We start from the raw sequence: 11,255 nt of genomic DNA on the forward strand, positions 1-11,255 counted from the left end.
TCTCCTCGCTTCTTCCGTTACCTGGCAGCCGGGAGCCGGCTGACGATTCCGTCGAGATGCGCCAGGCTCCTGGCCACATCCCGCTTGGGCAGATCTTCCGGGCTCTGCTCGCTCAGCGCGGTGTCCTGTTCGAGCACGTACCACCCGTCGTAGCCCGCCTCGTGGACGAACCTGACCATCGCTTCGATGTCGACGTCCCCGTCGCCGAGCGGGACATACAGACCTTCGCCCACAGCTTCGGTGTAGGGAAGCCTCCCGGCGCGGACGTCTTCGGCGAGTTCGCCGCGCACGTCCTTGAGATGCAGGTGACCGACCCGTTCGGGGTACCGCTTGGCCAGCGCGACCGGATCGGTTCCGCCGATCAGGAGATGCCCGGTGTCCAGGCACAGCGGGAGGGGGGAATCGGCGAGGAAGCGCTCGACCTCTTCCTCGGTTTCCGCGTGTGTCCCGACGTGCGGGTGCAGCACGGTGCGAAGCCCGTGGCGCGCGGCGATCTCCCCGATCGCGCCGGAGGTCGCGATCAGCGTCGCCCATTCGGAGTCGCTCAGCCTCGGCCTGTCGTCGTAGCCGTCGAGCCCGGTCGCGGCGGCGAGCACGAGCATGTCGCCACCGCAGGCGGCGAACAGCGCGGCGGACTCCTCGGCCTCGGCCAGCGCGGCTTCGGGGTTTTCGTGCAGTGCCACGGCGAGGAAGCCGCCGACGAGGTCGAGCTTGTAGCCGCCCAGCAGTTCACGCAGCGCGGCCGGATCGCGCGGCAGGTATCCGGGTGGGCCGAGTTCGGTCGCGCGGACCCCCAGCTCCGCCATTTCGCCCAGTACGGTCCCCGCGTCGAGTACGCGGCCCCAGCCGGGAACTTCGCATACGCCCCAGGAGATCGGGGCGGCGGCGATTCGGATCCGGGACGTCGTCACTGTCATCGGCGGCCTCCTGCGGCGTGTGCGGGGATCGGGGTGTTGGAGCGCTCTATTGATTAGAGCGCTCTAATCATGTAGCGTCCGTCACAGTAAAGTCAAGGGTGGGGGGAGACGGGGGTAATCGGGAATGGCGAGACCGACGATGGAGGATGTCGCCGCGAAAGCGGGGGTGTCCCGTGCGCTCGTGTCCCTGGTGATGAGGAACGCGCCGAACGTCTCCGACGAACGGCGGACACGCGTACTGTGCGCCGCGCACGAACTGGGCTACGAGCCGCACGCGATGGCCCGATCGCTGGCCAGCCGCACATCGACGGTCCTCGGCGTGATGGTCTCCGATCTCCGCAACGCGTTCTTCGCCGATGTCGTCGAGGGGCTCGACGCCGCGGCCGAAGCGGCCGGATTCCACTTGATCCTCAACACCGGCGGCCGCAGCCCCGCGCGCGAGCGGGCCGCCCTGAAGAGCCTGCTGTCCTTCCGGCCCGCCGGAGTGATCCTGCTGTCGCCCGTGGTGCCCGCGTCGGCGATCGAGGAAGCGGCCGCGCAAGGCCCCGTCGTCCTGGTGTCGCGCACCTCGCGCGTAGCGGGAGTGGACACGGTGAACGACGACGGCGAGGCCGGGTCCGCCCTCGCCGTCGATCACCTGGTCTCCTTGGGGCACCGAAGGATCGCTCATCTGGATGGCGGGGTCGCCGCCGGTGCGGCGGCCCGGCGCCGGGGGTATCAGCAGGCCATGCGGCGGCACCGGCTGCATCCGCTCATCGTGCGCAGCGAGCACACCGACACCGCCGGTGAGAAGGCCGTGCACGAGCTGCTCGGCGACCATCCGCGCGAGGGGCTGCCGACAGCGCTGGTGGCGGGCAACGACTTCAACGCCGTCGGCGCGATCTCCGCGCTGGAAGAGGCGGGCCTGCGTGTCCCGGAAGACGTTTCCGTCGTCGGCTACGACAACACCTCGCTGGCCGCGCTGAAGCATCTCTCACTGACCACTGTGGACCAGCCGCGGACCGAAATGGGCAGGCTGGCCGTCGAAGCGCTGCTCGAACGGGTCCGGGGTGAACGCACCGAACCGGTCCGGCATCTGCTGAATCCGTCGCTGGTGGTCCGTTCGACCACCGCAGCCCTGGAAAGGTGACGACATGAGGTTGGGACTCGCCGGCACCGGCCGGATCGGTACTTCGCACGCCGAAACCTTGAAGAGCTTCGACGAGGTTTCGTCCGTGGTCGTCGCCGACGTCGACGCCGGACGCGCCCAGGCGGCCGCGGCCGAACTCGGCGTCGAAGCGGCCGCGGACATTCCCGCGCTTTTCGCGTCCTCTTTGGACGGCTTGGTGATCACGGCGGCGACGGACGCGCATCCGGAGCTGATCCTCCGGGCCGTCGACGCGGGGATCCCGGTGTTCTGCGAGAAGCCGGTCGCCGCCGACATCCCCGGCACGATAGCGGTGATCGACAAGATCTCCGGTTCGGACGTGCCGGTGCAGATCGGCTTCCAGCGCAGGTTCGACGCGGGCTACGCCGCCGCACGGGCGGCGGTGGCCTCGGGTGAGCTCGGCTGGCTGCACACCCTGCGCGCGACCACGCTGGACCCGGCGCCGCCGCCCGCGGAGTACGTCGCGCATTCCGGCGGCCTGTTCCGCGACTGCGGAGTGCACGACTTCGACGTCGTCCGGTTCGTCAGCGGCCGCGAGGTCGTCGAGGTCTACGCCGTCGGGGCGAACAAGGGTGAGCGGTTCTTCGTCGACGCGGGCGACGTCGACACCGCGGCCGCGACCCTGACCCTGGACGACGGAACCCTGGCGGTCGTCTCGCTGACGCGCTACAACGGCGCGGGCTACGATGTCCGTCTGGAAGTCTTCGGCTCGGCGGGGAACGCCGTGGTGGGCCTGGACGACAGGGCTCCGCTGACCTCGGTGGAACCCGGCGTCCCGCCGCTGCCCGGCCCGGCCTGCCCCGGGTTCATGGAGCGCTTCCGGCCCGCGTACATCAGTGAGCTGAAGGCGTTCCTCGACGTCGCCGCCGGTCGTGCGCCGAGCCCGTGCGGAGCGGCGGACGCGCTTGAGGCGTTCTACATCGCCGAGGCGTGCGAGCTCTCTCGCCGCGAACGCCGCCCGGTCCGCGTGGCCGAGGTCCGCGTCTGACGTAGGGCGATCACGACCACCTGCACCGATCTGGCCGTCTCGCGTGACTGAATGGACGACACGTGTCGCCCGTCCAGTCACAGGTGTCGCCCCTCCAGTCACGCGAGTCACGTCTCTGATCACGCGAGTTCCGGCTTCGATCACGTGAGTCGCGTGTTCGGCTGCCTGGGTACCGTGAAGGCAGGTTGCTGCCAAAGGCCCATCACCACCGGAATACTCGCGCTAACGTGATCGTCGACCATGACGGGCGGCGGTTCGCGCCGCCGGAACGCGCGAGGAGCCTGGATGCAGCCGAACCCACCGCAGCCCGGGTTCCCTCACTACGGCCCGACGGCGATGGAGGGCGCGCCGACCCAGTGGGGTGGCGGGCCAAGCCCGGTGGCGCGGCCCAAGCCGAGGGCGAACGCCGGTGCGGCGATGGCCGCCGGTGTCTTGGCACTGCTCACCGCCGGCATGCTCGTCTGGTTCGCGCTCTACAACGTCGTCCACGCCACCGGGGCGTCCGGTCGCTGGTCGGGTATCGAGGTGCAGAACGTGGTCGGCGGCGTCATCACCGCGGGATTGCTGGTGGTCGCGGCGGGATTCACCTTCGCCCGCAGGATTCCCGGCGCGTGGACGCTGTGCGGGCTCTGCTTGTTCTACGTGGTGGCGAGCATCGCGATGGCGCCGTTGGTGTGGGGTACGCCTTTCGGCACTCATCTCAAGTGGATCTTCGGCTTCGAGAAGAGCAACGGCGTCGCGACGGCGCTGGCGATCGTCTTCGGCGCCCTGACGGTGATCATGGCGGCGATCGCCGGAAGCGTGAAGTCGTACGAGAAGCCGCGCGGTTAAAGCTTGTCCAGGATCAGCTTCGCGCGTTCCTCGACGAGCCGGTAGCCGGAGCGCGCGGCGAGTTCCAGCGCCAGCTCCCCGTGTGTCCGGGCTTCCTCGGACTTTCCCAGTTTCAGCAGGGTTTCCGCGAGACCGGTCCGCGCGGCGGCCTCGCACCAGAAGAAACTGGTCGTCCGCGCGATCGACAGCGCGAGCCGGTGATGTTCGGCGGCCTCCTCGGGCAGGCCGAGCCGCAGGCAGACCTCGCCGAGCCCGACGAGTGTCCAGGCCTCGGTGCCCCGGTCGCCGATCTTGCGGGTGAGTTCGACGGCTTCGAGCGCGTCCGCGCGATTCTGCTCGCTCGGGTCGCGCCCGCTTTCGAGCACGGCCCTGCCGGACAGCGCCGTCGCCTCGCCGTAGGTGTAGCCCAGTTCGCGGTTGGCCGCGAGCGCGCGGGTGTAGAAGTCGTAGGCCTCGTCGGGAAGGCCGAGGTCGCGGTGCACGTTCCCGAGGTCGACCAGCAGGACCGCGACGCTGAACCGGGCGCCGTCCCGTTCGGCGACCGTCAGCGCGCGGGTGAAGTTGGCGAGCGCTTCGTCGAGCTGACCGGTCTGCCAGTACGGGAAGCCGAGGTTCGCCAACGCCATCGAGATCCCCGGCAGGGCCAGTTCTTCGCACAGCCGCAGGGATTCCAGCCCGCAGCGGATCGCTTCCTGCGGGTCGCCGAGGCGCTGGTGCACCGCGCTCAGGTTGTTGAGCACGGCCGCGCGCCCGGCGTCCCAGCCGTCGAGGAGGTCTCCGCGCAGGGCGCTGGTGAGGTGTTCGCGTGCTTCGTCGTAGCGGCCGCTGTTGACGCAGGCGAGCGCGATGCTCAGATGCATCGCCGCCTGTGCCTGCCCGGCGTCGCTGCGGCGGGCGGCTTTGAGCGCCGTCGAGGCCGTGTCGATCCATTCCGCGTGGTGGCCGCGCTGGTGGAAGAACGCCCGGAGAGCGTCGGCGAGATGCCAGGAGAATTCCGGCGGGCCGTGTTCGGCGCTGTGCTCGACGGTCGCGGCGAGGTTCGGCCACTCGGCGTCCAGCCAGGCCAGCGCCTCGTCGGTGTCGCGGAAGGGTTTGTCTTCCGGTTCTTCCCGAGGCAGGCGCAGGAAGTGCGGGATGAGGACACGGCCCGCGGCGTCGGCGGTGCTCAGGTAGCTCTCGAAGAGCCGCCTCTCCGCGGTGTCGCGTTCGGACTTCGTGTCCTCCGACCACGTGCGGCCCGCCGCGAAGCTGCGGAGCAGGTCGTGGAACCGGTAGCGCCCCGGGGTGTAGCGCTCGACCAGGTGCGCCGCCGCGAGCGCCTTGAGCTGCTGGTTCGCCTTCGAGTGCGGGGCACCGGTCAGCGCCTGCGCGGCGGGCGCGGTGAACGTCTGGCCGGGGACGAGCGCGAGCCGGCGGAACAGCAGGCGGTGCTCTTCGGGAAGCGCCCGGTAGGAGACGCCGAACGCCGTGGTCACGGCACTTTCCTCGGCGCCGTCGACGGTCAGTTCGGCCAGCGGGTCGCCGCCGGCGAGCTCGCGGGCGAGTTCGGCGATCTCGGGTTCGCCGCTCGCGCCGAGGTTGGCCGCCGCGATCCGGAGGGCGAGCGGGAGGTGTCCGCACAGCCGCGCCAATTCCGCGGCCGCACCGGCCTCGGCGGCGACGGTCTCACTGCCGAGCACGGCTTCCAGCAGGTGCCGCGCGTCTTCGGCGGGCAGGACGGACAGCGGGAGCGCGCGGGCGCCGGTGCGGGCGATGAGATCGCCGAGCCGCTGGCGGCTGGTGACCAGGACGGTGCCCGACGGCGGCAGCAGCGGCAGCACCTGGCCGGTGTCTCGCACGTTGTCGAGGACCAGGAGGACCCGGCTGTCGGCGAGGAGGGACCGCAGGAGCGCGGCCCGCGTGTCGGTGTCCGGCGGGATGGCCTTGGGCGCGGTGCCGAGCGCTTGCAAAAGCTGCGTGAGCGCGACAGCCGGGGTGAGCGGTTCGTGATCGGGGTCGAAGCCCCGGAGATCCAGGTAGAGCTGGCCGTCGGGGAACGCGTCGCGGACGCGGTGCGCCCAGCGGACCGCGAGCGCGGTCTTGCCGACACCCGCGGTCCCGCTGATGACCCAGATGTCGGTGCCCTCGCCCGCGTGACGGGTCGCCTCGTCGAGCCGCTCCAGCTCGCCCGCCCGGCCGGCGAACCCGCGGACGTCGTGCGGCAACTGCGCCGGGCGGACCGGTTCGGGTTTGGTGGTGCCCGCCGTGGGCTCCAGCGCGGGATCGGCGGCGAGGATGGCCGTTTCCAGCCGTCGCAGCTCAGGCGAGGGATCGAGACCCAGTTCGGTACCGAGCCGATCCCTCAGCGCGCGGAACGCCTCGAGGGCGTCATCGGTGCGGCCTTCGCGGTGCAGGGCGAGCATGAGCTGCCCGACGAACCGCTGCCGCAGGGGATGCGCGGCGACGAGTTCGGTCAGCTCCCCGAGGGCCTGCCTGCCGCGGCCGAGCCGCAGCTGCGCCTCGGCGCGATCTTCCAGCGCGGTCCAGCGTTCCTCGTTCATGCCACCGCGGAGCCGCTGGGCGACCTCGCCGCTCACGACGTCGGACAACGCCTCGCCCCGCCACAGGCCGAGCGCCTCGTCCAGGAGTTCCACGGCGGTTTCGTCGTCGGCCTCGCGGGCTTGTGCCGTCAGCTCGGTGAAGCGGTGCAGGTCGACCTGGGCCGGGGCGACCTTGAGCAGGTACCGGGTCCCCTCGGAGACGATCTCGGGCCCGCCCGCGCCGCGGAACACCGCCCGCAGCCTGGACACCAGTGCTTGAACGGTGTTCCGGGCGCTGGCAGGCGGTTCTTCGGGCCAGAGCAGGTCGATGATCCGGTCGCGCGGCACCGGCTTGCCCGCCTCCAGCAGCAGAACCGCCAGCACGAGCCGTTGTTTGGGCGAGCCGAGATCGACCGGACCGCCACCGGCCCGCGCCTCGACGGCGCCGAGGACGCGGAACTCCACCCGGCCACCTCCGCTCACCCTCGTCAGAGCCTGCAAGCGTAGTGCAAGCGCGCTGCATCCGGACGCCGTGATCCTTCAGTGGTGTCCACCGAGGACCCGTCGCCGGAACCGTGCCCAACCAACAGACGGGCAGGACCCCCCATTCGGTTCCGGCACGACGGTGGACACCTTCAACTTGCGCAGACACCGCCTTCTGAAGGCGGTGGGGGTTGGGGGTAGTGCCAGCTCGACGTCTTCCCCCGTGTCGTCGAACTGGCGCTTCTTCTTGACTGGGGCTGGGGTTTTTCCGTGAAGGCCGCCTTGAGGGATCCAGAATCCCTCAAGGCGGCCTTCACGGTTTTCGGCATTTGACAAGAGCACCCACCTGCCTGCACCCTTTCACTACTTAATTAGTGAAAGGGTGTTGCCAGTGGTCACCTTCCACCTGGACAAGGGTTCGGGCGTCGCGACGTACGTCCAGCTCGTCCAGCAGGTCAAGAACGCCCTCCGGCTGGGACTCCTGGAGCCGGGGGACCGGCTGCCGACGGCGAAGGAGGTGGTCGCCGAGCTGGCGATCAACCCCAACACCGTCCTCAAGGCCTATCGCGAACTGGAGCGCGAAGGGCTCGTCGAGGGGAAGCCGGGCCTCGGCACCTTCGTCCAGAAGACGCTCGGGGGTGCTTCGTTCGCGGAGCACACGCGGTTGCGGAAGAGCCTGGGGGTCTGGGTTCGCGACGCGCGGGAATCAGGGCTGGACCAGGAAGACGTCGAGGCGTTGTTCACCTCGGTGGTGGTCGATGGCTTTCGAGGGGAACGAACGGCATGACCGATAAACCCGTCATCGAGGCGACCGGCCTCGGCAAGCGCTACCGCCGCAAGTGGGCGTTGCGCGACTGCTCCCTCGCCGTCCCGAAAGGACGCGTCGTCGCCCTCGTCGGGCCGAACGGCGCGGGCAAGACGACGTTCCTGCACCTCGCGGTCGGGCTGATCGAGGGGACTGTCGGCTCGGTCTCGATCCAAGGAACCTCCGCGTTCCTCGCCCAGGACAAGCCGTTGTACCCCGGTTTCAGCATCGCCGAGATGCTCAAGTTCGGCAGGCGCCTCAACCCCGGCTGGGACGACGAGTTCGCGATCGAGCGCATCGATTCGCTGCGGCTTCCCTTGAAGCACAAGGTCGGCAAGCTGTCCGGTGGGCAGCGCGCGCAGGTCGCGCTCACTCTCGCACTCGCCAAACGCCCGGACCTCCTGGTACTCGACGAGCCGCTCGCGAACCTCGACCCGCTGGCCCGGCACGAGGTCATGCGCGGGCTGATGGAGGCGGTCGCGGAAACCGGCATGACCGTGCTGCTCTCCTCGCACGTCGTCTCCGACCTGGAGAACACCTGTGACTGGCTGATCGTCCTCAACGGCGGCCGGGTCCAGGTCAGCGGCGACATCGACGAACTCGTCTCCGGGCACCGAATCCTGTCCGGACCCGTGGAGGAGGCGGACGCGCTGGCCAACCGCGTCGCGATCGTGGACGAGGCCCGCGCGGGCAGGCAAGCGACCGTCTTCGCCCGCACCGAACCGGTTCCGCTCGGTCCACAGTGGACCGAAAGGCCGGCGAACCTGGAGGAGCTCGTGCTCGCCTACCTCCGGCGACCCGAATCCGCGAGCCTGCCTCGCCCGACACTGGCTTCGACGTAAGGGGCGACGATGTTCTGGCTCACCTACCGCCAGCACCGCATGCAGCTGCTGGTCACGGCGCTCCTGCTCGTCGCCGTCGGCATCATCTTGCTGGTCAACGGAAACGCCGCGGCGGACAGTCTTGATCCGGCGAAGCTCTTCAAAGACCTGTACACGTACCTCACCTGGCTACAGGTCGTGCCGGTGGCGATCGGTGTCTTCTGGGGCGCGCCGCTGGTCGCGACCGAGTTCGAACGCGGTACCACGAAACTCGCCTGGACCCAGTCGATCTCGCGATTCCGCTGGCTCGGCGTGAAACTGGGATTCCTCGCCGTTCTCGCCACACTGGGCGGTCTGGCGTTCGGCACGATGATGCAGCGCTGGGTGGAGGTCTTCCCGACCGATCGCGGCGATACGGCCTTCATCAGTCGCTTCGACAATCCAGTCCTGTTCGCGATGACCGGCGTCGCGCCCGGCGCGTGGTGGCTCTTCGGATTCGTGCTCGGCACCGCCGCGGGCGCCCTCATCCGCAAGATGCTCCCGGCCATCGCCGTCACCATCGCGGTGACGGTGGGCCTCATGATCGGCGTGTCCAATTTCCGTGACCTCTACGCGGATCCCAAGCTCGTCCCACTGGGCACGGAACCCACTTCCCGGGTCGTCGAAATGGTCAGGGACGCCACCGGGGAGATCACCGCGCTCAAGGTCCTGCCCCAGGACTGGTACTGGCGCTTCCAATGGACCGAGGCCGCGATCCTCGGGGGCGTCTCGCTCCTGCTCGCCGTCGCCGCGACCTTCGCCATCCGACGCCGCTCCTAGAAAGGGAAAAGTTCTTGCTCTGGCTCACCTGGCGGCAGCACCGTACCCAGCTGCTCGTCACCCTGGGGTTCCTGGCCGTGATCGGGGCGATCCTGCTCCTGTCCGGGCAGGCCGCCATCGACGCTTCGAACGGCAAGACCTCTATGTACTGTCATGGAGGCGGCATCCCGTGCCGTGAGTACGACGCGGGGCTGGAAGATCTCTATCAGCAGATCTACCCGCTGGTCGCGATGGTGCCGTTCGTTCCCTTGCTGGCAGGCGTCTTCTGGGGCGCGCCGCTGCTGGCCAGGGAGTACGAGCGCAACACCCACCAGCTCGTGTGGACTCAATCGGTGAGCCGCGGGCATTGGCTGGCCGTCAAGTTCAGCGTCCTCGCCGGATGCGCGGTCCTGGCCGGATTCGCCTCGGGGCAGATGTTCGGCAGGTGGCTGGAGATGTTCCCCGGCAAGGCGGAGACCTTCGCCGAGACGTCCTACTTCGGTGCGGTCGGGGTCGCACCCGCCGCCTGGTGGCTGTTCGCCTTCACCCTCGGTGCGGCGGCCGGGGTGCTCGTGCGCAAGACCCTGCCCGCCATCGCGATCACGGTCGCGGTGTTCCTCGCGGCTTCGATCGTCCTGCTGTTCCTGAGGCCGCACTACGCCGAGCCGGTGCGTACGACCGGCTCTGACCCGGCGACGATGGGGGCTCTGATCGTCAAGGTGGGCAGAGTCGCGCCGGACGGCCATGACATGAGTTCGCTGGACGAGGTGCCCGGTTGCCCGCTGGGGCTGGGGAAGACCGCGTGCGCCGAGGCGGCGGGCTACCGGGACTTCACGATCTATCAGCCCGTGAGCCGGTTCTGGCGGTTCCAGTGGACCGAGGCGGGCATCCTGCTCGCCGCGACCGCGGTGCTCGGGGGCGTCGCGGCAGGGGGAACGGTCCGCCGCCGTCGCTGAGACGGCGGCGGACCGGAAACCTCAATCCAGCTGCAGTTCCGGCCGGTACATATCGAACCAGTGGTAGAGGTCCAGTGCCCGGTCGATCCCGGTGCGCTGGACCGAGGGCATCGTCGCCGGGTCCACTTCGGACGCCCGGTGCAGCCAGTCCCGGTCCACCAGCGAGAACACCGGGTTGTCCCGTTCGGCCAGGGCCTCCTTGGCCTGCTGCTGCAACGCCGCCGCGTAGCCGGGGTCCTGAGTGGACGGATACGGGCTCTTGACCCGGTCTCGGACCGAAGCCGGCAACACGTGCTTCGTGGCGTGCCGCAGCAGGCTCTTTTCCCTGCTGTCGAACGTCTTCAGCGACCAAGGCGTGTTGTAGACGTACTCGACGAGGCGGTGGTCGCAGAACGGCACCCGGACTTCGAGCCCGACGGCCATCGACGCCCGGTCCTTGCGGTCCAGCAGCATCCGCACGAAGCGGGAGAGGTGGAGGTTGCAGACCGTCCGCATCTTCCGGTCCTGCTCGCTTTCGCCGTCGAGGTGCTCGACCTGGGCGACCGCGGTGGAGTACTGGTCGGCGATGTAGCCGGGCAGGTCCAGCTTGTCCCGGACGTCGCCGCGCAGCAGGGCACCCCGTTCGCTGGTGAGCCCTGTCCGGAAGGCGAGCCAGGGGAAGGTCCCCGAGTTCACCGCGGCGTCGTCGTGGAACCAGCGGTACCCGCCGAAGACCTCGTCGGCCGACTCGCCGGAAAGCGCCACCGTGGATTCCGCGCGGATCGCCTTGAACAGCAGGTAAAGCGACGTGTCCATGTCGCCGAGCCCGGCCGGGATGTCCCGCGCGGTCAGCACCTTGCGGCGGACTTCGGGGTCGCTGAGCTCGGCCGGGTTCAGCACGACGTCCTTGTGGTCGGAGCCGACCAGTTGCGCCACGTCGCGGATGAAGGGCGAGTCCGGGGTGTCCCGCATCTCGTCCGGCTGGAAGTTGTCTTCCTGGCCCTGGAAATC

General features: G+C 69.5%; 10 protein-coding genes. 7 read left to right on the forward strand and 3 right to left on the reverse strand.

Annotated features, from left to right (window positions below; all coding sequences use genetic code 11):
* Positions 1-17: 17 nt before the first annotated feature.
* Positions 18-917 carry a sugar phosphate isomerase/epimerase family protein gene (locus ACFOSH_RS31290; protein WP_378243007.1) on the reverse strand — a complete coding sequence of 300 codons (900 nt, stop codon included), beginning with the start codon at positions 915-917 and terminating at the stop codon, positions 18-20.
* A 124-nt stretch (positions 918-1,041) separates the two neighbouring features.
* On the opposite strand from ACFOSH_RS31290, the gene ACFOSH_RS31295 reads away from it, so the two are divergent.
* The 3 genes from ACFOSH_RS31295 to ACFOSH_RS31305 all read left to right on the forward strand — a co-directional run bounded on the left by ACFOSH_RS31295 (position 1,042) and on the right by ACFOSH_RS31305 (position 3,883).
* A complete protein-coding gene (locus ACFOSH_RS31295; protein ID WP_378243009.1) occupies positions 1,042-2,046 on the forward strand; it encodes a LacI family DNA-binding transcriptional regulator in 1,005 nt (334 codons plus the stop codon).
* 4 nt (positions 2,047-2,050) lie between these two features.
* A complete protein-coding gene (locus ACFOSH_RS31300; protein ID WP_378243011.1) occupies positions 2,051-3,052 on the forward strand; it encodes a Gfo/Idh/MocA family protein in 1,002 nt (333 codons plus the stop codon).
* A 285-nt stretch (positions 3,053-3,337) separates the two neighbouring features.
* Positions 3,338-3,883 (forward strand): hypothetical protein, encoded by a 546-nt coding sequence (locus ACFOSH_RS31305; RefSeq protein WP_378243013.1) that lies wholly within the window; start codon positions 3,338-3,340, stop codon positions 3,881-3,883.
* Here ACFOSH_RS31305 and ACFOSH_RS31310 read toward each other — a convergent pair.
* Positions 3,880-6,867, reverse strand: a complete 2,988-nt coding sequence (locus ACFOSH_RS31310; protein WP_378243015.1) for an AfsR/SARP family transcriptional regulator — start codon at positions 6,865-6,867, stop codon at positions 3,880-3,882. The two genes, ACFOSH_RS31305 and ACFOSH_RS31310, sit on opposite strands and share 4 nt — an antisense overlap.
* A gap of 409 nt (positions 6,868-7,276) precedes the next feature.
* Here ACFOSH_RS31310 and ACFOSH_RS31315 point away from each other — a divergent pair, with 409 nt between their 5' ends.
* Genes ACFOSH_RS31315 through ACFOSH_RS31330 form a run of 4 tightly spaced genes read left to right on the forward strand, consistent with a single transcriptional unit; the run spans position 7,277 to position 10,265 of the window.
* Positions 7,277-7,672 (forward strand): GntR family transcriptional regulator, encoded by a 396-nt coding sequence (locus ACFOSH_RS31315; protein WP_378243017.1) that lies wholly within the window; start codon positions 7,277-7,279, stop codon positions 7,670-7,672.
* Positions 7,669-8,532, forward strand: a complete 864-nt coding sequence (locus tag ACFOSH_RS31320) for an ABC transporter ATP-binding protein (RefSeq protein WP_378243019.1) — start codon at positions 7,669-7,671, stop codon at positions 8,530-8,532. Before ACFOSH_RS31315 ends, ACFOSH_RS31320 begins: the two co-directional genes overlap by 4 nt.
* Positions 8,533-8,541: 9 nt before the next feature.
* A complete protein-coding gene (locus ACFOSH_RS31325) occupies positions 8,542-9,330 on the forward strand; it encodes an ABC transporter permease (RefSeq protein WP_378243022.1) in 789 nt (262 codons plus the stop codon).
* A gap of 14 nt (positions 9,331-9,344) precedes the next feature.
* Positions 9,345-10,265 (forward strand): ABC transporter permease, encoded by a 921-nt coding sequence (locus ACFOSH_RS31330; RefSeq protein WP_378243024.1) that lies wholly within the window; start codon positions 9,345-9,347, stop codon positions 10,263-10,265.
* A gap of 21 nt (positions 10,266-10,286) precedes the next feature.
* Here the strand turns inward: ACFOSH_RS31330 and ACFOSH_RS31335 are convergent.
* On the reverse strand, positions 10,287-11,255 hold a 969-nt coding region (locus ACFOSH_RS31335), incomplete at its 5' end, for an asparagine synthetase B family protein (protein ID WP_378243026.1).

It is taken from the genome of Amycolatopsis speibonae, assembly GCF_042647925.1.
Classification (GTDB): domain Bacteria; phylum Actinomycetota; class Actinomycetes; order Mycobacteriales; family Pseudonocardiaceae; genus Amycolatopsis; species Amycolatopsis speibonae.

Bases quoted from the DNA above. Each gene is read 5' to 3' on its own strand.
- ACFOSH_RS31320 (WP_378243019.1), top strand. From the start codon at position 7,669: ATGACCGATAAACCCGTCATCGAGGCGACCGGCCTCGGCAAGCGCTAC.
- ACFOSH_RS31290 (WP_378243007.1), bottom strand. From the start codon at position 917: ATGACAGTGACGACGTCCCGGATCCGAATCGCCGCCGCCCCGATCTCC.
- ACFOSH_RS31325 (WP_378243022.1), top strand. From the start codon at position 8,542: ATGTTCTGGCTCACCTACCGCCAGCACCGCATGCAGCTGCTGGTCACG.
- ACFOSH_RS31300 (WP_378243011.1), top strand. From the start codon at position 2,051: ATGAGGTTGGGACTCGCCGGCACCGGCCGGATCGGTACTTCGCACGCC.
- ACFOSH_RS31305 (WP_378243013.1), top strand. From the start codon at position 3,338: ATGCAGCCGAACCCACCGCAGCCCGGGTTCCCTCACTACGGCCCGACG.
- ACFOSH_RS31295 (WP_378243009.1), top strand. From the start codon at position 1,042: ATGGCGAGACCGACGATGGAGGATGTCGCCGCGAAAGCGGGGGTGTCC.